We start from the raw sequence: 23,263 nt of genomic DNA on the forward strand, positions 1-23,263 counted from the left end.
AATATCTGGTTTTAGAGTGCATCCGGATCAATCACGTCAGTCGAGGCTGGCTCTATCTTGGCTGCGAGAAAATCGACAAACACCCGGACCTTGCTCGCAAGGTTCCTCCCGCTTGGGTAGACTGCACTAATTGGGGTCGCGGGAGGTTCTAGAGGAAAGCCAGGTAAGACAGGAACAAGCGTGCCAGTTTCCAGCTCGGAGCGCACCATCCAGATCGGTAACATTGCTATGCCGAGGCAAGATTTGGTAGCTTCTTTCAGGAGAACGAGACTGCTCGCCTGAACGGGCCCGGTCACGGAAACAGCTGCGACATCTTCGCTTGACCTGAAACGCCAAGTGGCCTGTTCCGTTTCAACTCTGAATGAGAGACATGAGAACCTGGCTAGATCTTCTGGATGTTGAGGAGCGCCTTCACGTCTTAAAAACTCTGGACTTGCCACAAGCAGAGATCGGCTCATTGTCAGGCGCTTTGCTATCAGGCTCGAGTCGGCAAGGTGCCCCACGCGAATTGCTACATCAATCCCCCGGCTGATCAGATCTTCCATGACTGAGGATGTATGAACGTGAACCCGTAGATTTGGGTAAGTCTCCAGAAACTCCGGCAATACCGGAGACAATAGAGTAAGGGCCAAATCTGCTTCGGCTGTTACTCGCAACACGCCCGAAGGTGCTCCGCTAAGGCGCGTTACGGCATGTCGCGCAGCATCAACATCTTCAATGATCTGTCTGGCGTGACGCAAGTAGATTTCGCCAGCTTCAGTCAACTCTTGCTGGCGTGTCGTGCGTTGCAACAAACGCGTACCCAGGTTTTCCTCAAGCCGTGAGATTTGCCTCGAAATTGCCGAGGGTGTTGTACGTGTGGAGCGTGCGACGGCCGAAAAGCTCCCTTGGTCCGTGACTTGAACGAACAACCTTAGCAAATTCAGATCTTCCATTTGTGCAAAACCCGCATAAATCTTGTTCCAGTTTTGGAACTTAATACACCCATATCACAAATGATACCAAGCTTGCAGGCGGTGCCAAGTTTCGCAACGCCCGAAACGACCAAGCAAAAAACGAGTATTCTATGCCCAAAACCATCTTAGTTACCGGAGCCTCCAGCGGATTTGGACGGCTCATTTGTGAAACACTGGCCGGATCTGGTCACACAGTCTTTGCGTCAATGCGCGACACGGCTGGGAAGAACCGCGACCATGCCAAATCTCTGCGCAATCGAGGCCTCAATGTTGTCGACCTGGACGTCACGCAAGCAGAATCCATCGAGGCGGCTGTTTCCGGAATCCTATCCACTCAAGGCCAGATCGACGTGTTGGTCAACAATGCCGGCGTTGCATCTGCGGGAGTGTCCGAAGCCTTTTCAGATCAACAGGTGGCAGAGCTGTTCAATGTAAATGTCGTAGGGGTACACCGCGTTACCCGCGCGGTCCTCCCATCGATGCGCCAGCAAGGAAAAGGTCTCGTTGTGAACATCGGTTCGATTCTCGGACGTGTTACCTTTCCGTTTTTCGGTATCTATGGCGCTAGCAAATTTGCTGTGGAGGCCCTAAGCGACAGTTATCGTTATGAACTATCCCAGCTCGGCATTGACGTTTGCCTAGTACAACCTAGCGCTTTCCCCACCCAAATGTACGCGAGTGCGGCGCAACCTGTGGACCAGAAGACCGTGAGCGAATACGGGGATACGGGCAAAATTCCTGCTGAGATGTTTGAACAATTCATGGCCATGCTCTCAGGCCCGGAGGCGCCAGCCCCGCAAGATGTCGCCGATGCGGTTTCTGGCTTGGTTTCACAGTCTGCAGGTACACGTCCGGCGAGGGTTGTGGTCGGAACAAGCTTCGGTGCGGACGAGGCAAATGCGGCAATGACTCCTTTGCAGACCAATACAATCAATGCCTTAGGCCTAAGCCATCTTGCCGCAATAAAGACCGGCTAGGGCAAAACAGGCCTACAGATTACTTAGCTTTATCATGTTCCATAGCAGTTCGCTGCTGTGGGGCAATCCTTGTAAGGAAAACTCTGAACCGATCAGACGATGAACAGTGCATTGAATTTGGGGTCACATGAAAAGAAATTTGCCAGGCATTTGGGCAACTAGACCCAAAACCATTGTTTCGCACCTCTGCTAAAGGTCCGCTTTTAGCGAAACGGAATCGGGAACCATGTCTGCTTTGGGCTGGCAGCGGACGCTAGCGCCAATCGAGTTTGAGATGCTATCTGTAGCGGTGACACCCGGCAAGAAATCCCAGCCATGCCCAAAGTGAAACCCGTCCGGGAGCGCGCCGCCTGCGCTCTGTGTAGGTTAGAAGGCCTCGAACCAAACATAACAATGGAGGGTGCGCCCATGTGGTGCTCGTTCCTACCGGAAGTCGATGCCGTTCTGAGGGCAGCACTCAAACCCGAATGCTGGGAGGCCTTGAAAGATGCCCCTGATGAGCTGGACGCCGAGCACCTTCAAAAGCCTTTAAACACCCTTTAAAGATCTCCGCCGCCCGACGGTTTAAACGGTTTGGGCGGCGGATTTTTGGAGTTTGAAACGGGAAGTGTCCCAAACCTCCCCCGCAGCCTCAAACCAGCCGCGCGGCTAGCCCCATCACGCAGCATTTTGGGCAACAAGAGGTCGAATCTGCAGGACTTCCGGTCGTTCGATCAAATGACTGTTGGGGGGACTGGTCCCGATTCAAAGCGGACTTTGGTGGATTTCAAGAAACTTCTGCCTCAACGCGGATTGTCCTGCAACCGCCCTCCTGTATTGCCAGTGAAAGGCTGCTGCCCGCAGGGCAAATAACGAAAAGGCCCCGCCAATTGCGGCGGGGCCTTTGTAGCAGGGCAGTGTCAATTTAGATAGGCAGCGCACCGGTCTTAGTCGGTCGTTTGCTTCTCGTTCTCAAAGTATGCGGCCCCACAGAGGCATTTCGGTCGTCGAGTGTCACGCTTTCTCCAACACCTTTGGTGGGGCGATACCGGAAACAAGTTCGGCGGATTGCGCGATCATTTCGGCCTGATGCGGCTGCAGATCCTGCATGCCCATGCCGGCGAGGAAGGGCAGGAACGGGTCCTCGATGCCGCTGCTGATGCCGCTCAGGGTCTCGACAACTGCCAAGCCGCAGAACGGAGCATAGGCTGCAGAGTAGCCACCTTCGTGAAGCACCAACATGTGGCCATCACAATGCTTCTCAGCCTGACGCTGCATCTTGCCGACCATCTCGCGGTAGGTGTCGGTATGGGCCATGTTTCGGCCCAGTGGGTCAATCCCACCGGCATCAAAGCCCGACAACACGATGATAAGTTCAGGTTCGAAGCGCTCCAATGCTGGCACGACGACTGTGTCCATTGCATGAAGGTAGGCGCCATGGCCGGATCCCGGGGGCAGCGGGATATTGATGTTGTATCCTTTGCCCGCACCCTCGCCGGATTCTTCGACAAAGCCAGAATCCGCCGGATAGAACTGGATTTGGTGCATCGAAATCACCATCGTATCCGGATCGTTGTAAAAGGCTTTTTGGGCACCGTTCCCGTGATGCACGTCATAATCGACGATGGCGATCCGCTTTAGTCCAAATTCGCGGCGCAGTGCTTTTGCGGTAACCACTCCGTTGCCAAAGATGCAAAAACCCCGGCCAATGTCAGCCTCCGCGTGGTGCCCCGGCGGGCGGTTCAGCACATAGGCGTTGTCGATCTCACCGCGCAGGATCGCGCGGCCCGCTGTCAGCCCGCCGCCAACCGACAAGCAGGCAATTTCATAGCCACCGACAGCAAATGGAGTCAACTCGCCTGCGTCTCCACCGCCAGCATCGCTCATCGCCTTGATGCCGTCGACATATTCGGGCGTGTGAAACAGACAAAGTTCGTCGCGAGTCGCGGGGGTGATGTCGTCAAACACATGCAGGTGCTTCTTGATGCCGCTAACACTGAGCAGGTTCTCGATGCGCCGTTTAGTTTCCGAATTTTCAGCATGCGGCTGGTCGGGCTGGATCGGCCCGCCCGAGGGGAGCAAGGCGGCTCCGGTGCCAGTGTTGTGCCAAAGATAGGACTCGTGAAATACGTAGCCAGTATTGCGTTTCATGTTGGGTTTCCTCCTTTTTTCGGGCCGGTTGGCCCTGTTCCCTAATCAAAGCCTAGGCTTGACTGTGCACGGGGTAATCGTTCAGATGAACCCGTTCATGTGGAGGGGCCATGCCAACGCTCGACCAAGTGGGTGCCGTTTTGATGGAGATCCACGAACTGCCCGAAAAGGTGCCTTTTGACCAGTTTCAGGACGCTGCGCTACGTGCGGTGCAAGGGGTGTTGTCGTTTGACGCGGCCTGGTGGGGGCTTATCACAGGACTGGATATTCACTCAGCCACTCGGTTTGGGCTGCCAGAAGGGTATAAGCGGCATTGGGACAACGTGCGCGAGCGTGATCCAATCGCAAGTGCGGCTTTGGGCGCGCCATTTGCGACCGTGCGGTTCAACCAACAAGATTTGGCTCCTTACCCGGAGATATCAGGCTTCCTCGGGATTTACGGAATTCGCCACGTCCTGTGTACGACAACCCGCCAACGCGACCTTGGGCTTTATGCGTTCTTGTCTCTTTACCGGAAAGAAGACCCCTTCAACGAAGAGGAACGCATGGTCAAGCAGGTAATGGTGCCGCATCTTCTGCATGCGTTGGGGCAAAGTTGGCGCCGAAGCTTAGAGCAAAACCTACAAAGCCTGCATGGACAGGTGAATATTCGGGCCGCCGCCATTTGCGACCGGCGCGGCCTGGTGCTGTCCTCCGATCTGGCATTGAGTGACGTCCTGCGCCGTGAATGGCCTTCCTGGCAAGGGCCACGTCTGCCGAAGACGCTGGAGGACGCGTTGAGCCAGAATGATCGCTTCGTCGGAACCCATATTCAGGTGAAAATTGATGCTGTCTCACAGCTCTTTCTTTTGCGCCTGTCCGAGCGGGACCCGTTCGACGACCTCACGAAACGCGAGGCCGACGTTGCCCGGCTGTTTGCCGCCGGACGCACATATAAGGAAGTCGCGAGAGAGTTGAATCTTGCCCCGTCGACCGCACGGCACTACCTGCGCAACGTGTATTCCAAGCTGAATGTGTCAGATAAGGCGACTTTGGCCATGCTCTTGGCAAAACGCGATGAAGATCCGGAAACGACGCGCTCCGCCACTGTCTGAATGCGCTGCTCTGGGCGAAGGCCAACAAGTTGTACACTTGTAAAGTGAGCGAATGATCCACAAAAGTTTCCGATTTCTTGCGAAAACCTATTGGCCGGTTGCGGTGGATTGTATTGAAAAGTCGGTTTCCGGCTGGCCTTGGAAGAGGCATATGCCGTAGCGGCCGGAATGCCCATGAGGCCCGAGCGGGACGAGACGTTGATGATCGACCTCGCGGCCCGAAGGCGCATTGTGAGGATCGCGTAGCGGCATTCCAGAAAGGTGTGCGCGTTCAAAAATCATCAGATCGCCCTCCCATTAGGCTTGCCTTCACTTGCTGCGGCGCGGAGAATGGCAGCTGTGAGCCCAGTTTGACCGATGCTGCACGATGCTGGAATGTCCGCAATTCCGAAAACTTTGTCACGATTGATCAGATGCGTGTATGCTTTCCAGTAGGGAGGAGGCTCACCAAATGCGCCAGCTCATATCAAACGGAAATCCCATGGAGGAAGTCGTTGGCTTCAGTCGCGCGGTTCGTGTTGGTCCTTTCATTGCGGTAGGGGGAACCGCGCCTGTAGATGCTCAGGGCAAGACAGTTGGGGTCGGAGATGTATTCGCCCAGACCACCCAGTGCTTTGAAATCATCAAGGCCGCTCTCGAACAGGCGGGCTCTGGTCTTCATGACATTGTGAGAACGCGGGTCATTCTGACGGATATCAATAACTGGAAGGCGGCCATTGAGGCGCGAAAGAAATACTGCGTCGATGCCCGTCCAGTCGATACGATCATGGCGGTCACGAGGTTCGTGAACCCGGAATGGTTGGTCGAGATCGAAGTTGATGCAGTTGTTCCCGAAGATGGATAGAGCAAAAGCCCATGTGTATTTGTCGCCGGGTGCCCAATGCTGAGGTTTGACGAGGAAACGACGCGGCTTCTGGATATCGTCTATCAGGGTGCGGATATCACGCGCAGACGACAAGCGTCATTCGACGCTCTTCGTCCCGCAGCGGGCGAAACAATTGTCGACATTGGCTGCGGGAATGGCTTGCTGACATTAGAGCTTGCCAGAGCGGTTGGATCAGGGGGCAAGGCAATCGGAGTTGATCCCAGTCGCGACATGCTTGGCCCGGCCAAGGAGCGGTGTAGGGCGTTTGACTGTGTTGAAATCCTGACCGGCACCGCCAATAGTTTGCCAATTGAGACCGGAACAATGGACAAGGCTGTCTCGGTTCAGGTCTTCGAGTATCTTGACGACATCCCCGGAGCAATCGCTGAAGCTAGCCGAGTGCTGAAACCCGGCGGCAGACTTGTGATCGGCGACATCCATCTCGACAGTCTGGTGTGGTTCAGCGACGAGAAGGATCGTATGGACCGCATGATCGCGTCTTGGGATCAGCATTTCACACAACGCGACGTTCCGGCAATTTTGCCGTCTATCGCGCGAGACGCAGGCTTTATCGTCGAGGGTGTCGCTCCACTAACGACATGTGATCACGAGCTGAAGCCGGACGGGCTTGCGACGATGATGATGCAATTGATGGCCCGATATGCTGTCGACAATAGCCACGTTCCCGCCGAGGAAGCCGCGGCGTGGCTGGCGGTGCAAAAGACATTGGCTGCCCAAGGCCGCTTTTTCTATGCGCTGACACATTTCGTCGTAAGCGCACGAAAGAAGTAGCCATCAACACGCACTGTACATCATAAGCTTTTTGCAGCGTCGAAATCGTTTGTTTTGGCCAGCCGCCCAAAAGCTGTCACTGGCGCACTTGCAGCGAATGCACGCTTTTATCCGCTCAGCTGACCTTGACCTCCGGTCTCAGTGCCGATTTGGTGTGCTGGCGAGGCGAACGGCGGGTGAGAACCCGATATAAAGAATGCTGCGCGGTGCACAAAGGTCTGCTACGACGCTCGGCAAATTAAACTGCCTGACCTGAGAATACGACACTCGGCATACGCAACTTGTAAACTCCATCCGAGAGATACGGTGCAGTCACCTCATTGACTTCATTTCTAATTTTGTTCTGCACATCGGATTCTTGACGTTCCAAAATAAGAGGCACGCGAACACCGAAATTCATGAAGAAGTCAAAAAAGCTGGGACCCGGAGCATGCAGAACATTCTCGACAATCTCCGCCTTGATGTCAGTGAACCCCGTGCGTCTCATCATTTCAGAAACGTCGGCCTCATCGGACAAAAGGTATGCATTTGGTGCAGGGTCCGCACGTGACATATCTGCATGCCGTCCCAGAACGTCGAACAAGAGCCGGTAGAGTTCCGAACGATCAGGTCCGAGCCATTGGCTAAACACAAATCTTCCATTCCGCTTGAGAACACGGCGGGCCTCGGACATCGCCTGTTCCGGGTCGGTTACATGGAACAGAACGATATTGCTCAGGACAGCGTCAAACGCTTCGTCCGGTGCAGGCAAATCTTCAACGTCAGCGACAGAGAAATTGATGTCGGGAAACTGATCTCTTGCTTGCTCAACCATCCCTTCCGAAAAGTCGATGCCTTCGGCGTCAGCGCCAAGAAGTTTGGCATTAGCTGCGACAAAGCCGGGACCGCAGCCTGCGTCCAACACCTTCGCGGCGGGGAAAAGTCTTGCATGGTCTAGCAACTTCGGAATGGTCTGAAGTGTTACGCGTGCAGTAGCGTCACCATACAGCCGTGCCCGTGCTGACCATCCCCTGCGTTCGCCTTCTCTAAATGCTGAAAAATCCATGATGCCTCTCCCAACTTGATAGAAGAGAACACAGTTTATTGTTGGCAGACAATCCTAAAACGGACCTTGGACAGATGGGTATGAAGGCCCGCTTCGTCCGCTCAGCCGACCTTGAACTACTGCCTCAGTCCCGGTTTGGTACGCTGGCGCGGCGAACGGTAGTAATGCGCAGGAAGCAGACCTCGCAAAACTGCAAACTATGGCAGCCCTTCACGACAAGCCCGGCCCATTTCTGACGTTCATCTCAGTTGTCAACGCCGCACTGCAGCTTCCCTGAAGCGGACGTTGATCGAATTTGCAGCATTCCGGCTCTATCAATGTCCGGGTCGCGGAACGTTGCGTTCATTCGCACATTTGTACATCATCGCGGCGCGTGCGGATGAAGTGGAGAAACCATGACAGACGAGATAGTGAGCCATTGGGAGGGGGCTCCCGACCAATGGCTCAGGCCGCACAAGCGCTTTAAAAATCCTGCCAAGTATCGGAGCCTGCGCCATGGGTTCCAGTTGCAAATTGTGGCTGTTCAGACCCTTCTAGGCCCCAGTCGTCAGCGCCATGCGCCGACGGGGGGGGGGATGATTTTTCCGTAGTTTCAGAAGCCTTGATGGAGCGTCCGGAGATTTGGAATTTATTCACCAGCTTTGTCAGTTGAGACGCATCACTCTTGAGCAAATGCCCGGCTGCTGTGGCTTCTTCAACCATTGCGGCATTCTGCTGAGTGACTTGGTCCAACTGGACGACGCCAGTGTTGATTTCACCCAATCCAGTGGACTGTTCAACCGCACTTTTGGCAATGTCTGTCACCAGTGACGAGATGTGACCGACCCGATCGACGATGCTCTGCAGAGCACCACCTGCTCGACCTACCAAATCAACGCCCCGCTCCACTTGCTTGGAACTATCATCAATCAGGGTTTTGATCTCCATTGCTGCGTCGGAGGATCGCTGTGCTAGAGCCCGCACTTCAGAGGCCACCACCGCAAATCCACGCCCTGCTTCGCCAGCACGCGCGGCTTCAACTCCTGCATTATGCGCCAAAAGGTTGGTTTGAAAGGCGATGTCATCAATCACACCAATGATCTGGGAAATATGGGTCGAGGACTTCTCAATCTCCGTCATTGCTGCAACTGCGTTCTCCACCACAGAGCCGCTGATTTCGGCCTCTTTCTTGGCTTCGCCTACGATCTGTTCTACGCTACGGGCTCCCTCAGCTGCGGATTTCACGCTTACAGTCATCTCTTCCAGAGCCGCGGCCGTTTCTTCGAGGGTTGCGGCCTGGCTTTCAGTACGGTGCGAAAGGTCGTCCGACGACTGGCTGATTTCGGCGGCTCCATTTCCGATACTGTTTGCAGAATCAACCACCTGAGCCAGTGTATCGTTCAGTGTTTGAACCGTGGTGTTAAAGTCCGCCCGCAGCTTTTCATGCTCATCAGTGAAAGCCTCTTCGATGGTTCTAGTGAAATCCCCTTCGGACAAACGTAATAGACTGGCGCTGAGAGTTTCCACGACATGTTGCTGGTGCCGTTGCTCTTTGGCTCGCCCCTCTTCAGCGCTGCGCGCATGCTTCAAGTCACCCTGCATCGAAACCAGTGTTTTGCCGATCTGGCCAATTTCGTCACCCCGGTCAGCATCAGCAACATCAGTGTCCAAGACCCCTGAAGCAACCGCCTCCATGTTTTGGCAGATCCGGCCAATCGGCTTGGTGATCGAACGTGCGAACATCCAACCAAACAGCGAAAAAATCAGCGTGATGCCCATTCCAAGTATCAACAAAATATTACGCTTCTGGGTTGCCGGCCCCATGATCTCAGCAACATCCTGTTCGGCCACAATGACCCAATCAGCATAGCCAAGATCCAGGGGGGTGGCATAGGCCGCTACGTGTTGCCCCTGTATGCCGATATTGTCAGCACCATAGGTTCGCTCGCCCGCCTGAGCTGTGCCAACGTGGTCGCTTGCAGGCAAGGGCTGCAGAACTTGATACCCCGCCTCAAACCGCAACGAGGTGCGGGCAAGATTATCTTGGCCGACAATAAGGATCTCGGTGGTTTCGCCAAGACCATCAGAATTATTGACAATCAGCGCTGTTTAACTTGGGTTTAAGGGCGAATAGGTTTTGTCTTTCAAACCCGGCCAGAATGGCCCATACAGGGCTAAAACGCGATTTTCGGACATTTCGCCTTTCAAACTCCCCTCCCCCACTGCAGCCCTTAAAAACAAGCGCTTACGGCCGCCTCGAGTCCGATAAGGCTGTTTATGTTCAATTCCGAACCAGGAATTAGCGCCGACTGAGGCGGCCCAGTTCCTAGAATGGGATTATGCTTTTCATGACAAAGAGTTGAGCAAAATCCGCATGCCGCAGCCGCGCTTCGAACTAGGAACAGATTTTGGAACGGGTCTCAGGCTTGCCTTCCCGTGCTGCGGCACGGAGAATGGCAGCTATGAGCCCACACCTACCGCGTTGCTGCATCGTGGCTAACGGCTGCTTTTTCAAAAACCTTAATCAGATCACTTGACTCTTAAACTGCATATCGCGATATGACGATATATGGATATTGATAAAACACTATCGGCCCTCAACAACCCGGTTCGCCGCCAGATATTGGCATGGCTCAAGGATCGCTCTAATTTTCCACCAGCTCTGCCGGAACACGCTGACCTTAGCGGGGTCTGCGTTGGCTACATTCAGGAGAGGGCAAACCTCTCACAATCGACAATCTCGACCTACATGCGCCTGCTCAAAGACGCTGGGCTTGTTACGTCAGAACGGCATGGGCAATGGACGTTTTACAGACGGGACGAAGACGCAATCGCAGCAGCACTGAAAATACTGGCGGAGGAACTGTAGCAATGAATATCGGTCAACAACTGATACTGCCAAACGGTGTCACGCTGAAAAATCGCATCGTTAAATCCGCAATGTCGGAAGCGCTTGCAGACGAATACAACAATCCCACGCAAGCCCAGATTGACCTTTTTGCGCAATGGAGCAAAGGTGGTGCCGCGCTTTTGATCACAGGGAACACACCCGTTGATCGGATGCATCTCGAACATGCTGGCAACTTTGTATTAGACTCAAGTTCGGACATGGAACGCGTTTCAGCACTTGCCGCAGCGGGCAAGAGTGGTGGAGCGAAAATCCTTGCTCAACTTGCCCACGCCGGACGGCAAACCCCTGAAGCAATCAATGCCCACCCAACGTCGATATCAGACGTCCAGCTAGATTTACCCGGCTATGGCAAGCCGATCCCAGCAAGCGAGCCTGAATTTGAACAGATCATCGCAAAATTCGTGCGGTCTGCAAGGCTTGCACAGGAGGCTGGGTTTGATGGCGTCGAGATTCATGCCGCACATGGATACCTGCTTAGTTCTGCCCTGTCGCCTCGGATAAACACCCGAACCGACCGTTGGGGTGGTGCATTGGAAAACAGGGCGCGACTGACAATCGAGGTCGTCAAAGCGGTTCGGCAAGCCGTTGATCCGGGCTTTATCGTTGCCGTCAAACTGAACTCATCCGATTTCCAGAAAGGCGGGTTCGACCACGCGGATTCAGTTCAAGTGGCTGTCATGTTGGAAACAGTGGGCGTGGATTTCATCGAAATCTCGGGCGGCAATTTTGAAGAGCCGACAGCGTATCAACATGCGTCGAAAAGCGGATCAACTCAGATACGCGAGGCCTACTTTCTGGATTATGCCGCTGCGATCAAAGCTGCATTGAACATTCCCCTGATGGTCACCGGCGGGTTTCGTTCCTCCAACGTCATGAACGATGCGATTGAAGGCGGAAAGACAGACCTGATCGGGATGGGGCGTCCCTTTATTGCTGATCCGGCTTTTGCCAGAAAATTGCTCGAAGGTGAGATCGCGAAAGCCCCCGCAGTTGAGCAGAATTTTCCACCTGCTGAGACATTGCCGCGCGGCGCGGTTCTCAATTGGTTCTGCGCCCAGATTGCACTTGCAGGACGGACAGGGGCACCGGACTTAGAAATGTCAGTTGTCGACGGGCATGAAAGCTACTTGAACCAAATCAAGTTGGCCACCGACCAGCTGCTCACAGCTAGACGCGAATGACAACGGAGTGACGGTTGTTTCTCGATTTCTGGCAAAGCGGCCGTTGAATCATTTGCGGTGAAAGGTAGCAAAGTCCCGCTCAGCCGACCTTGGCCTACTGCCTCAGTCCCGGTTTGGTACGCTGGCGCGGCGAACGGCAGTAATGTGCAGATAACGGAGTTTGCAAAGTCTGGCCCACACCCTGAAAATTCAGCGCAAACGCGCTGCAACGCCGCGTCAACACCGGACATTGGAGATCTTTGCAGCGAAAAATTGGCCTAGATGACGGCCATGCGGGACTTCGCTGCCGTTCGCTGCGGCAACTGGAATGTCCGGTTTGCTGAAATGCCTTGGGTGCCGGGCGTGGCTACTGAAGTTTGGCCATGGTACAAACGTGGGCGATATTCGGCAATTGAACTCAGGCAGGCGACTCGTCCCGTCCATAACACCGGTTTGGAAATTAAGATGAATTTTGCGAACGTTCTTGGACTGGCTTTCATTGCTCTCGCAGCACTGACAGCTCCACAAACTGTTCAGGCTCAACATGCTTGCATAGCCAACTATAGTACCGACGGAAGAGTAGTTAGGTCTGCACAGGAGGACGAGGTTCTTGGCAATCTGTCCGACATATTAGCGGATATTCTACGTACCCAAATCGAGGACGCGCTCAATGGCACGGCATGGCGTGCGCCATTTGCACAAGCCCGCTATGACGATATGCTTTTCACGTTATCTTTCCTTGACCGAGAACTCGGTCCGACGTTCACACCGCAAATGCGGGCTGCTGTCGTTGCGCAATTTATGAGCCCCGTCGTCCTCCATGAGACAATGGAGCCTATCAAGGAACTCCTTCTGGGCGACCCTCTAAGGTTTGAAGTTTTGCTGGAACGCCATGTGGGTGCATATATGTACTGGCAGCAGTTCAGCTTGTGTTCAATAAATTCGCCCTATTCGTTTTTCCAAGGTATCTTTGAAAGGGTCGCTATCGAAGCAAGTGACAGCTCTCCAAATGACGACTACCGCTTTATTCGTGAAAGGCTTTCGGCAATCCCAAAACGCAACTTGGGTGGCCAAAACCTGATCATTCGACAGAGTTATCTTCCTGATCAAACAAGGCCGCTTATCCGTTTTGCTCTTCCGCCATGTGGAAATGATAACGAAGTGCGAAACATCGTTTTTGAATATGATTTGGATGGGGAATTGTGGCTTGGTATCGAACCCCAGTTACCAGTCCGAACTTGGTATCAACGTGGATTCTCGGATTGGGACGAAGTTGACATGGATATGGACAGACGCGGTTTTCAGCCAACAAATCCAAAACAGTATGCAGAGGCACAATCTAAACTGATTGCCCGATTTGAAGAACTACAAGCTCTTATCGGCCTGCCCATAGAATTTCCAAGAAACCTTGATCTCGATTGTCCGTGAGATTGTTCAAAGCGGCCGCTCATGCGCTGTGCAGCATTGGTTGAAATGGGCTCACAGCTGCCGTTCGCCGCGCAAGCATACCAAACTGACACTGAGACCGGAGATCAAGGTCGGCTTAGCGGACTTTGCAGTCATTTTGGCACTTCGATGATCCGCAAGAAGTTCCGATATCTCTCGTCGATCCGACTTTCCTGACCGGCATAGATGGCGCAACCTTCGGCGAGAGCAGAATTGATCTCGCTGATTAGAGCAAGCATCTGTTCGTTGGTCAGTATCGCATTGAGTTCAGCCAGAACCACCTTCTCAGCACGCTGATCTGAATTCCGAAGGTCCCTAGCCAAATCAGACAGTTCCGTGCGGAGCGCTTCAACATCGCTGTCACGGATGCGCGCTTCCCACTTAGTGAGGTGGTAGATGATGTTGAACGGGGAGAAGTTGAATGCTCCGATACCGCAACATTCCTTTTCGCAAATTGTCTCGCAGGTATTGCAGAGCGCTGCAAAGGACGGAGGTAGCTGAATTTCGATCATGCGTTGAGCATTTCTCAGAAATATAAGATGGCTGCAATGGGCTCCTAGCGGACATTGAGGGCAAAAATCCGCGTTTGACAGCTTGAATGTCCGCTTTCAGGAAGTCGAGGCGCGATTTGTGCATGTGCGGCAACAGCAACCAACCCCGCTTCGCACCGGTCTGCTTTGGGCTGGGAGCGGTCCTTGATCCCCTCTCGCCACAGGCACCCTCCCCTCGTTTTGGGACAGGTGCTTCTCTTCCCACTATGTTTAGAACTAGGAACAGACACACAAGAGGCCGCTTACTGCCCAAGCTGCAACTGCGTGGCCATTGCACAGTAAGGCTTACCAGCATAGCTGCAGTCCGGCCCCAAGATCTCGGTCGCATATCCCAAACGATTGAGGATCCCTGCGAAGCTTTTCCGGGTAAAGGTTATTGTAGATCTTGCTCCAACGGACTTGAGGTATCTATTGGCGACCTTAAAGAGAGCCTCAAGGTTACGGCGATCATTAGCCTCAACCCTCGTCATTTCCCAAACTTCTGATGACACTGGCGCAGCCGCACCGCTCAGGATGCCTGTTGGAATGCCAGGAAGAAGACCCGCCTCGGCATCTTTGACCAGGTAACTAAATCCCGCTGTTCCATATCGCGTTTGGGCGGTGGTCGGCAAAAGCCTAGCATAGCCGGAAAGAACTCCATCTTCCTCCAAAAGGATGTAGACCGTCTCAGCACGATCATACTGGTCCCTCTCAATTCTTGTGGAACGGGGGATATCCCACCCCAAGTTCTCAGCGAAGAGTTCATATCGCCTCCGAAACTGGGCCTGCAAAAGCCCTCCATAAAGACCAGAGTTCTTTTCATCGACGACAATTGCATTGATCATGTTCAGCTCCAACGTGTTTACGCGGCAGACTATGCGCGTTTCACGTAGGGTCTGTGAGTGATTTATTAGTCTATAATTCGGTACTTATATGCCGAGAGCAACGCTGTCGCTAAGGTCGGAGCGGAGAGCTTGGCCATGACCCTTTCACGCAAAGCGCTAACTGCGCGTTGGGAGACCCCCTGGCGCTCTGCAATCTCTTTATCGGTCAACCCTTCAGAGACTTGCTGTAGATACCTGCGACCTAGCTCTGAGATCTCGGGGCCAGCCTTCCTCTTTTCGCACTCAATACACATCTTTGCCAGCAACCCGAAGAGCTCAAGCCGGTCGGTCTCAGAAAGCGATCTTTCATAGTGGGTTATGCCAATGATTGCTCGGCTTCTGTTTACCGATATCGAAAGCACAGAACCGTTCACCATCCCTGAGGACCTAGCTGCCGAAATTACATCAGGCATGTTAGCCGGATAGAGTTCTAGCAGCTCATCCCAATTTTTGAATCCCTCATATTGGCTCCCCCATATGACCACGGGATCGCTGAGAATGTAGCTATTGCCCTGGTACTCTTCCAACCAACTGTTTGGGAATGTCGTGATGATCTCGCTTGGAATACCTTGAATGAAATCAAAGCCTGCGGTGAACCCATGACTAGCTACACGTTCACCATAGGAAGTTAGCTCTCCCTTGAGTTGTTGCCATGTTCCAGAATTCATGCAAATGTTCCAATATTATACAAATTTCTCGAAAAAGTACCGAATATGAACAACGATCCACTCTATGACTTGGCCATCAAAATTCTGAATAGAAGCCCGCGAGACGCTGCTCGGGTCGTCATTACTTGTCAGATTCTTCGCCGCTCTCGGAAGACAAAGGCTGGGCCTGTAAATGCTTGTGGAGAAACTTCAGTTCCTCCTGGGTCAGCTTCGACATCTCATTGATAACCCCATCATATATGGGTTCCTCTCGACGCCCCGTTAGAACGTAAGATATTGAAATTCCAGCAGCTTCGCACAAGACAATCACGTCTTGCATACCTGGATTGCTACCCGGCTTCGTCATCCGGGATACCCGATCCCGACTCCACCCTAGGTCCTCAGATAGCTGAGTCACATAGAAAGCCCCAGCCGCCTTCTTAGCGGCAAGTTCAGCTTTCAACCTAGTACGCCAGTCTTCTTCCATCGTTTCTCAAACCAAGCAGCATTAAGCGCGACAGTACGACTTATTAGTCGAATTGACAATGCGATTTTAATCGCGATAATGCTCACTATAAGTCGAATATATGCGGTTTAGGAACGCCATGACAGAGCAAAAGAAAAACGAAGTCGAGCGCGAGCGCATGGTCGCATCTTGCGAAAAGCGCCGTCAGAAGCTGGAAATTTCTTTGCGGGGTTTCTCTAAAGAGGCCGGGCTAGAACCCTCCTACTATGGCCACTGGATTGCGGGGCAATTCATGTTTCCCTCAGCCCAAAAGCTACGAAAAATCCACGCCGCATTTGAGCGCCTAGAACAGCTCGAAGAGTTTCGAGCCAGTTTGGCTGAGGGAACTTAAAATGGCGAGGAACTTGGACCCTCCCACGCTCAACCGTGCTTCATCCGAGGCCTGTATGCGGTTGAGCCACTACCCCAGCGATGCCGTGGATGCGTCGCTGGGGGCTTTTGACACCCCACGCCCGCTCACGGCGAAGACCGGCCCCGGCGCAGCCTTATTTTGGCTGATCTGGGGCCACATTATCCACCTGCCCTGGGCAAACTTTTCTGAGTTTTGGGACGACCTCATTGGCGGACTTTGCGTCTGCATCTTCCCCCTGCTTCTTTTGTTTCTGGAGTTTATGAAGTGACCGAAGAATTTAAAACCCGGCGCACGTCCCTGGCCCCCATAGCCGCCGCACTAGCGGGAGCGACCTCTGAGTATGCGGAACACCGCCAGGAGGTCCAAGACGTCCATATGGATCTGTGCAGTGCCCGCCTGTGGGACGCCCCCAACCTAGACGAAATTTCGGCAAAATCTGATGCAGCAGTCGAAGCCATGGGCGCAGCACAAGAGAAGGTCGCCAACCTGATGGTTACCCTGCAGTCCACAGGTGCCCTCACCAATTTCTATGCCTTTGTTTCAACCCAAGACCGGGCCGAAACCTGATGCCCGGCGCGCAAATCATCGAGGGCCGTTTTCAGGCCCCGGAGCGCGCCGAATTTTCCGGTCACGCCGCACAGAACGGCGGGCCTTCTTCAACTGAACCCAAGTTAACTGGAGCATCCACAATGACCCCTCCAAATTGGCAGAATGTTCAATCCCTGCCGGTCGCAGAAATTGAAATAGAAGAGCGCCTGCGCATCGCCTCCGACACGGCAGTCGCCAGTATCGTTTCATCCATTCAGGAAGTCGGCAGCATCCTGCAACCCTTGTTGGTGCGCCGGGTCAAAACCGGCTATCGCCTGATGGACGGGCTGCACCGCCTGACCGCAGCGAAGCAGGTCGGCCTGGAAGAAGTGCCGGTCAAGGTTAGCGAATGCACCAATGACCAGGCCATCAGGATTGAGGTTGACGCCAACGTGGCCGGCGCACCGCTCACACCTTTGGATATGGCGGTATTTTTGGCCGCTCACAAAGAGCTGTACGAGCGGGATCACCCCGAGGCGAAGAGGGCTTTCAAAGCCAACCAAGTGCGCCGTGGCGAATGTACGGACATTATGTCCGTACAATCATTTGCTGCCAATGCTGCTGAGGTATTTGGCAAAGGCGACCGCCACATTCGCCGCCTGATCAGCGTCGGCGAAAAGCTGTCCAAAGCTGAAATCGCCCTCCTGCGCAAAGCGCCAAACCGGGTGCAGTTCAAAGACCTGGAACACATCGCCAAATGCGGCGCACAAGCCGACCGCAGTGCAATCTGTGCCGCCCTGGGAGCGGGTGAAGCCAAAACCGCAAAGGAAGTTCTGGACCGCAAAAAGGCTCCAGGCGCGGCGGTTCTGTCGCCGCTTGATCAGCAGATTGCGAAGCTCAAAGACGCCTATTCCCGCGCTCAGAAAAGCGCCCGCCGGGAGTTCGTCCGGCTGCATTGTGACGAGCTGATTGAACTGATCCATGAAATCAGCGCCGAGGAAGAGGACGCCGCCGAGGTGGTCTCGTTTGCCAGCAAACGGGAGGCAGCCCAATGAGCGGCGACATAGCCCCATCCCAAGAGTGGTGGTCTGCCGAGCAGATTGCAGAGGCTTGCCTGCCCGGCCTTCCGGGGTCCGCGCGGGGGGTGAATGCTTTTGCCCTGCGGGAAAACTGGCGCGCCACCCCCGGTGCTATCATGCGCAAGCCTGGGCGCGGTGGCGGGTTGTTCTACCACTGGTCCGTGTTGCCCTTTAACGCCCGTTTAAAGCTGATTGAACGGGAAGCGCAGCACAAAGAGGCCAGCCCCGAAGAACACCAGGACCGAGGCCAAGCCTGGGCCGGATATGAGGCACTGAGCCAGAAGGCGAAAGACACCGCAGCCGACCGGCTGGACGCCCTGGATAAGGTTGGATTGTTACACACCAGCGGCGCCATCCATGTGGTCGCGGTTGAGGCTGTCGCTAAGGAAAAGGGCGTCAGCCCTCGCACGGTCTATAACTGGATCGCCTTGGTTGAGAGCGTCGCGCCTGAGGATCGTTTGGCCTATCTTGCACCGCGCCCGCCTAAGAAACGCACCAAGGCCGAAGACCGGGCGCAGTTTGCCCCGTTCCTGGACTGGCTGAAAAGCGCATACCTCCGCCTGGAACGCCCGACCTTTGCCCAGAGCTACCGCTCGGCAAGTTCTGAGGCCCAGCGTAAAGGATGGCCGACGCCCCCAGAGAAGACCGCGAAACGCTGGGTCGACGCAGAAGTGCCCCGTACCGTGCAGGTCTTCAAGCGGGAGGGGGCCAACGGCCTCATGCGCTGCTTTCCTGCCCAGATCCGCGACCGCTCATGCCTGTCTGCCCTGGAAGCGGTCAACGCTGACTGCCACAAGATCGACGTCTTTGTGGAATGGCCAGACGGCACTATAAACCGCCCCCAGATCGTGGCGTTTCAGGACCTCTACTCTAACAAGATCCTGTCCTGGCGCGTCGATCACGACCCCAACAAGGTCATGGTCATGGCCGCCTTTGGTGAACTGGTCGAAAACTGGGGTATTCCCAAGCGCTGCCTCTTCGACAATGGCCGGGAATTTGCCAACAAGTGGATGACCGCCGGCGCGCCAACCCGGTTCCGGTTCAAGATCCGCGAAGACGACCCAATCGGGGTCTTGCCCCACCTTGGAATTCAGATGCACTGGGCCACCCCGGCCCATGGCCAGGCCAAGCCCATCGAGCGGGCCTTTCGGGATCTCGCCAGTGACGTGGCGAAAGATCCGCGCTTTGCCGGGGCCTATGTCGGCAATCGGCCCGATGCGAAACCTGAAAACTACGGCAGCCGTGCCATCAAGGCGGCTGATTTCGTGGAAATTCTGGCCGAGGGTATTGCAGAGCACAACGCGCGCCCTGGTCGCCGCTCCGCAACCGCCAACGGGCGCTCCTTCGACCAGACCTTTGAAGAGAGCTACGCGACCGCTCCGATCCGCAAAGCAACCGAAGACCAGCGCCGTCTTTGGCTGATGGGCCAGGCCCCTGCAAAGCTGCACAAGGAAAATGGTGGTTTGAAGCTGCATGGCAACGTCTATCACTGCGACTGGATGAGCCAGGAGGCGGGAGCAAAGGTCATTGCCCGCTTCGACCCTGAGGATCTGCACAGCGGCGTCCATATCTATGCTTTGAGCGGCGAATACATGGGCTTTGCGGAATGCCAGCAAAAGGTCGGGTTCTTCGACCTAGAAGGCGCGCGTTCAAAAGCTCGCCGCCGCAGCCAAATTACCAAGGCTCAGAAGAAGCTCGCTGAGCTTCATGCTCCATTTGCACCGGAACGGCTCGGCGCGGACATGAACGCTGGACGCAAAGAACCCCCTGCCCTGATGGAAGCAAAGGTGGTTTCGCCGGTCTTTCCGAAGCCACAACCCCGTGTTGCCTCGTCTCGGCCAGATCCCGACGCGGCTGCGGCACGGGACGCTCTGGTCCTGCAGATGAAATCCAAGCCGAAGGCCAAGGCCACTCCCACCGAGTTTCAGGTGGCCGGCACCCCCGACGGGCGCTTTGACCAGGTTGCCGAGATCCGGCGGAAAATCAACGCGGGCGAACCAGTCGGTGACCGGGAACGGAGCTGGATGGAAGGCTTTGTGGACCACCCCGAATACAAGGGCCTTTTGGCCGTGAAACGACGCTTTGGCGGCGACACCGCCGGATAGCACCAAACGAAAAAGCCGCCGCCTGGCTGGACCCCAAGGCGACGGCATAAGACTTGATAGGAGTGAGCATGGCATATCTTTCTGAAATCGGCAACGCTGTTAGGCCTCTGACCAATGTGGCCAGAATGGCTGGGCTTCTCGATGAGCTGAAAGGCCGCGTCTTTGGTGCCCCCGGCTTTGGGGTGTTCCATGGCCCTCCAGGCTACGGAAAGACCTTCGGCGCGATCTTTTGCGCGGTTGAGCTGGATGCAATTCACCTGCTTGTGCAAAGCGAGTGGAGCAAGAAATTCTTCCTCCAGCAACTCCTGCGCGAACTCGGGCACTCTGGTAAAGGAACCGTTCCAGAACTTGTGCAAGCCGCGACACAAGCTCTGGCCATTGAGAGCCGCCCGCTGATCATTGACGAAGCCGACTACCTCGTCGCCAAAGGGCTGACCGGCATTGTCCGTGACCTGCACGACGGGTCTCAAACGCCTATCCTTTTGGTCGGTGAAGAAGATCTGCCCCAAAAGCTCCGGCGGTTCACTCAATTCGACAGCCGAATTTTTGCCTACGCAGAAGCGCTGCCGGCCGATCTCAAAGACACGCGAGAACTGGCAGACATGGTGTCCCCCGAAGGCATCAGAATTGATGACGAGATCCTGGAGGAAGTGCGCGCCCGCCACACTGGAAACGCCCGCTGGATCGTCAAAGAAGTCTCCCACATTTGCAAACAGGCCCGGTTCAACGCCACCAGCGAAATCACCAAACAAAGCTGGGGCGGCCTTGAGTTCCTGCGCGATACTGCGCCTGTACCGCGGGGTGACCTGAAATGATGCAGGTCCCCGTAAAAAAAGGCCCGGAACGGGAAATGCTGGAGTTCATCCGTTCCCAGCTTCGCTTTGTCGAAATGGACATTTCCGCCCATTGCTCTGCCAGGCCGGAAGCAATGTCCCGCTTTATGGAACGGCTGCGGGACATTGGCGCGGTGGTTCCCTGTGGCGTCTCGGGCGGCCTTCGCTACCTCACCGCCTGGGGGCCACAGGAAGCGGCCAAGATCGACGCCATGGACAAAGCTGGTGAACTCACAGCAAAACGCGCCCGCTCCTACCTGCTTGAGCTGATCGAAGGGGCAGCAGCAGAGGGCGTTTCGGTTGATATCCCCACCTCGAAACCCGGCACAGACCACGAGCGCAAGATTTGGCAATTCATCTCTGCACACCGCCACTTCACCAACGGCGATGTCATGGCAGCCTTTCCAGAGAACCCGCTTGAGACGATGGGCTTTCTGCGCGCGCTGCGCGCGGCAAAAGTGGTCAAATTCTGGGGGCGTGAAAAGGCGACGGCCTTCTATACGGTTCACTCCCCCAAAGAGCAGCGTGTAGCGGCAAAAGACCTGCGCAGCAGCACCGAGGGCGCAATCTGGTCCGCGATCCGCATCAAGCGCCGTTTCCGCCCCCTTGAGCTGCACCAGGCCCTTCTCCCAACGCGCCCCGAACTCAGCCAAGACGAGGTGACCCGGTACTGCCGTACCCTCAACAAGGCGGGCTACATCAAGCCCCCGAAGCCAACCAAGAAGATCTCCTGTGAAACTCCGTTCAATCTGGTCAACAACACCGGCCCGCTCCCCCCTCACTCTCAGCGCGTGACCGTGATTGTTGACCCCAACGAAGACAGAATTTCTTACTCACCACTAGGGCAAGTATAATGAGCAACCGAGCAATCCTCGCCGATGACGGCTGGAACGGCAGCGTTCCCGATTGGGTGACCGTTCTTGTCACCGAATGCGACCAATCTTCCCAGGCGACCGTGGCCAAAAAGCTGAACGTCAGCTCGGCACTGGTCAGCCAGACCATTCGCAACCAATACAAAGGCAACATGGCCAATGTGGAAACCATTGTTCGCGAAACCTTCATGAACGCACCCGTGCAGTGCGGTGCCCTGGGCGGCGAGATTGAAAGCGCGACCTGCCTCACCTGGCGGCGCCGGGCTGAAGATCTCACGTCTTCAAGCCCCATGCGCGTGATGATGTTTCACGCCTGCCGGGCCTGCCCCAAGTTCAAGCCGGAGGCCGAAGAGTGATCCTGCCCCGGAAAACCAAACTCGCCATCTGGCTCCGCAGTCTAGCCGACCGGCTGGACCCGACCGGAGCCTGATCAACCCGCGCCAGTAAGCGCACCAACCAGCCATAGGAGCTGAACCATGCCTAAACTGACCAAAGCAGAACTCATTCGCGCCGTTGCCGAGGAAACCGGCCAAAGCCAGGACGCGGTGGACAAGACCCTTTCGGCGCTGACCCACAAAATCATCCAGACCGTCAAGAATGGGGACGACGTCACCCTTTCCGGCTTTGGCACGTTCAAGCGCAAAGAGAATTCGGCTCGCAAGGGCCGCAACCCAGCGACCGGCGAGGCTATCGACATCGCGGCCTCGTCCTCCCTGGGCTTCAAGCAGGCGCAGGCGGTGAAGGATGAGCTGAACGCCTAAACCAACAACGCGAAACCCGCCCGGTCTAGCCGGGCGCGGTCACCAGGGCGTGGCGGTCCTGGTCTGATGAGCAGCCAAACGCCCCGATTTTCGAAAGAAACCACTCATGACACACGCCCAGAATCCGACTCCCGAAACAACCTCAAGGCCCGCAAAGATCCCCGATGGGGTCGTCGAGATTAAAGGCAAAAAATACCGCACCAATGCCAAAGGCTCTTTGGTGCCCGCTGAGCTGGTGAAAGCCCAGGACGCGCTCCAGGACGAGACGGTCCGCAAGATGATCGGCTATGGCAAGGCCCTTAGCGAACAGATTGCCCGGTTCAAGGCCCATACATTCAACGATATCAGCGCATTCGAAGCGCTGCTGGCCCAAGAATACGACGCCACTGTCGGTGGCAAGAAAGGCAACAAGACCCTGTTCAGCTATGACGGGTTGTACAAGGTCCAGGTGCAGATCGCCGAGTCCTTTGATTTTGGCCCTGAATTGCAGATCGCCAAAGGGCTGGTGGACGAGTGCCTGAATGAGTGGGCCGCAGACTCTGGCCCTGAGCTGCGCGCCATCGTGACCAAGGCGTTCAACACCGACAAAGAGGGGCAAATCAACCGCTCTGAAATCTTCATGCTCCTGAACCTGGACATCGCCGACGAGCGCTGGAAGCGGGCCATGCAGGCTATCCGCGACGCCATGCGGGTGGTCGGTTCCAAAACCTATGTCCGCTTCTACGAGCGGGCCTCTCAGACCGCCGCATGGGAAGCGATCACCATTGATCTTTCAAAGGCGTAGGAGGCTG

At 55.3% G+C, this 23,263-nt stretch carries 24 protein-coding genes and 1 other RNA gene; 18 read left to right on the forward strand and 7 right to left on the reverse strand.

Annotation, left to right across the window (positions count from 1 at the left end):
* Positions 1-11: 11 nt before the first annotated feature.
* Entirely contained in the window at positions 12-935 is a 924-nt protein-coding gene (locus tag N1037_14475) for a LysR family transcriptional regulator (protein UWS78471.1), read from the reverse strand.
* Positions 936-1,066: 131 nt separating this feature from the next.
* On the opposite strand from N1037_14475, the gene N1037_14480 reads away from it, so the two are divergent.
* Positions 1,067-1,933 carry an SDR family oxidoreductase gene (locus N1037_14480; protein UWS78472.1) on the forward strand — a complete coding sequence of 289 codons (867 nt, stop codon included), beginning with the start codon at positions 1,067-1,069 and terminating at the stop codon, positions 1,931-1,933.
* Between the two features lie 993 nt (positions 1,934-2,926).
* Here the strand turns inward: N1037_14480 and N1037_14485 are convergent.
* Entirely contained in the window at positions 2,927-4,063 is a 1,137-nt protein-coding gene (locus tag N1037_14485; GenBank protein ID UWS78473.1) for a class II histone deacetylase, read from the reverse strand.
* Positions 4,064-4,173: 110 nt separating this feature from the next.
* On the opposite strand from N1037_14485, the gene N1037_14490 reads away from it, so the two are divergent.
* From N1037_14490 to N1037_14500, 3 genes are all read left to right on the forward strand, one after another.
* On the forward strand, positions 4,174-5,157 hold the full coding sequence (locus N1037_14490; GenBank protein ID UWS78474.1) for a LuxR C-terminal-related transcriptional regulator: 984 nt from the start codon (positions 4,174-4,176) through the stop codon (positions 5,155-5,157).
* A 451-nt stretch (positions 5,158-5,608) separates the two neighbouring features.
* Entirely contained in the window at positions 5,609-6,001 is a 393-nt protein-coding gene (locus N1037_14495) for a RidA family protein (GenBank protein ID UWS78475.1), read from the forward strand.
* A gap of 36 nt (positions 6,002-6,037) precedes the next feature.
* Positions 6,038-6,814 (forward strand): methyltransferase domain-containing protein, encoded by a 777-nt coding sequence (locus tag N1037_14500; GenBank protein UWS78476.1) that lies wholly within the window; start codon positions 6,038-6,040, stop codon positions 6,812-6,814.
* Between the two features lie 238 nt (positions 6,815-7,052).
* On the opposite strand, the gene N1037_14505 is transcribed toward N1037_14500, so the two are convergent.
* Positions 7,053-7,859: a class I SAM-dependent methyltransferase gene (locus N1037_14505; GenBank protein ID UWS78477.1), complete on the reverse strand. Its 807-nt coding sequence runs from the start codon at positions 7,857-7,859 to the stop codon at positions 7,053-7,055.
* Positions 7,860-8,321: 462 nt separating this feature from the next.
* Positions 8,322-9,824: a methyl-accepting chemotaxis protein gene (locus N1037_14510; protein UWS78478.1), complete on the reverse strand. Its 1,503-nt coding sequence runs from the start codon at positions 9,822-9,824 to the stop codon at positions 8,322-8,324.
* A 583-nt stretch (positions 9,825-10,407) separates the two neighbouring features.
* On the opposite strand from N1037_14510, the gene N1037_14515 reads away from it, so the two are divergent.
* The 3 genes from N1037_14515 to N1037_14525 all read left to right on the forward strand — a co-directional run bounded on the left by N1037_14515 (position 10,408) and on the right by N1037_14525 (position 13,337).
* Positions 10,408-10,707: a metalloregulator ArsR/SmtB family transcription factor gene (locus N1037_14515; GenBank protein ID UWS78479.1), complete on the forward strand. Its 300-nt coding sequence runs from the start codon at positions 10,408-10,410 to the stop codon at positions 10,705-10,707.
* Between the two features lie 2 nt (positions 10,708-10,709).
* The gene (locus N1037_14520) at positions 10,710-11,930 is read left to right on the forward strand and encodes an NADH:flavin oxidoreductase/NADH oxidase family protein (protein ID UWS78480.1); all 1,221 of its coding nucleotides are present in this window, start codon (positions 10,710-10,712) and stop codon (positions 11,928-11,930) included.
* 270 nt (positions 11,931-12,200) lie between these two features.
* Complete coding sequence (locus N1037_14525) at positions 12,201-13,337, forward strand: hypothetical protein (GenBank protein UWS78481.1); 1,137 nt, start codon at positions 12,201-12,203, stop codon at positions 13,335-13,337.
* 131 nt (positions 13,338-13,468) lie between these two features.
* On the opposite strand, the gene N1037_14530 is transcribed toward N1037_14525, so the two are convergent.
* From N1037_14530 to N1037_14540, 3 genes are all read right to left on the reverse strand, one after another.
* A complete protein-coding gene (locus N1037_14530) occupies positions 13,469-13,867 on the reverse strand; it encodes a DUF6331 family protein (protein UWS78482.1) in 399 nt (132 codons plus the stop codon).
* A 281-nt stretch (positions 13,868-14,148) separates the two neighbouring features.
* Positions 14,149-14,730, reverse strand: coding sequence for a hypothetical protein (locus N1037_14535; GenBank protein UWS78483.1), 582 nt, complete (start codon positions 14,728-14,730; stop codon positions 14,149-14,151).
* 65 nt (positions 14,731-14,795) lie between these two features.
* Positions 14,796-15,437: a LuxR family transcriptional regulator gene (locus tag N1037_14540; protein ID UWS78484.1), complete on the reverse strand. Its 642-nt coding sequence runs from the start codon at positions 15,435-15,437 to the stop codon at positions 14,796-14,798.
* Between the two features lie 584 nt (positions 15,438-16,021).
* On the opposite strand from N1037_14540, the gene N1037_14545 reads away from it, so the two are divergent.
* From N1037_14545 to N1037_14595, 11 genes are all read left to right on the forward strand, one after another.
* Complete coding sequence (locus N1037_14545; GenBank protein UWS78485.1) at positions 16,022-16,273, forward strand: helix-turn-helix transcriptional regulator; 252 nt, start codon at positions 16,022-16,024, stop codon at positions 16,271-16,273.
* 61 nt (positions 16,274-16,334) lie between these two features.
* Positions 16,335-16,562 carry a hypothetical protein gene (locus N1037_14550; protein ID UWS78486.1) on the forward strand — a complete coding sequence of 76 codons (228 nt, stop codon included), beginning with the start codon at positions 16,335-16,337 and terminating at the stop codon, positions 16,560-16,562.
* Complete coding sequence (locus N1037_14555; GenBank protein ID UWS78487.1) at positions 16,559-16,861, forward strand: hypothetical protein; 303 nt, start codon at positions 16,559-16,561, stop codon at positions 16,859-16,861. Before N1037_14550 ends, N1037_14555 begins: the two co-directional genes overlap by 4 nt.
* A 122-nt stretch (positions 16,862-16,983) precedes the next feature.
* Positions 16,984-17,877 carry a ParB N-terminal domain-containing protein gene (locus N1037_14560; protein UWS78488.1) on the forward strand — a complete coding sequence of 298 codons (894 nt, stop codon included), beginning with the start codon at positions 16,984-16,986 and terminating at the stop codon, positions 17,875-17,877.
* The gene (locus tag N1037_14565) at positions 17,874-20,006 is read left to right on the forward strand and encodes a Mu transposase C-terminal domain-containing protein (protein ID UWS78489.1); all 2,133 of its coding nucleotides are present in this window, start codon (positions 17,874-17,876) and stop codon (positions 20,004-20,006) included. The genes N1037_14560 and N1037_14565 overlap by 4 nt, the downstream gene beginning before the upstream one ends.
* A gap of 68 nt (positions 20,007-20,074) precedes the next feature.
* Positions 20,075-20,821 (forward strand): AAA family ATPase, encoded by a 747-nt coding sequence (locus N1037_14570; protein ID UWS78490.1) that lies wholly within the window; start codon positions 20,075-20,077, stop codon positions 20,819-20,821.
* Complete coding sequence (locus N1037_14575) at positions 20,818-21,693, forward strand: hypothetical protein (protein UWS78491.1); 876 nt, start codon at positions 20,818-20,820, stop codon at positions 21,691-21,693. Before N1037_14570 ends, N1037_14575 begins: the two co-directional genes overlap by 4 nt.
* Positions 21,693-22,067, forward strand: a complete 375-nt coding sequence (locus tag N1037_14580; protein UWS78492.1) for a hypothetical protein — start codon at positions 21,693-21,695, stop codon at positions 22,065-22,067. Before N1037_14575 ends, N1037_14580 begins: the two co-directional genes overlap by 1 nt.
* A 120-nt stretch (positions 22,068-22,187) precedes the next feature.
* A complete protein-coding gene (locus tag N1037_14585; GenBank protein UWS78493.1) occupies positions 22,188-22,472 on the forward strand; it encodes an HU family DNA-binding protein in 285 nt (94 codons plus the stop codon).
* Between the two features lie 7 nt (positions 22,473-22,479).
* Positions 22,480-22,552, forward strand: an RNA gene (locus N1037_14590) — hammerhead ribozyme type II.
* A 26-nt stretch (positions 22,553-22,578) separates the two neighbouring features.
* A complete protein-coding gene (locus N1037_14595; protein UWS78494.1) occupies positions 22,579-23,256 on the forward strand; it encodes a DUF3164 family protein in 678 nt (225 codons plus the stop codon).
* Positions 23,257-23,263 lie beyond the last annotated feature (7 nt).

Origin of the sequence: Phaeobacter sp. G2, assembly GCA_025163595.1 — a bacterium.
Taxonomy (GTDB): domain Bacteria; phylum Pseudomonadota; class Alphaproteobacteria; order Rhodobacterales; family Rhodobacteraceae; genus Pseudophaeobacter.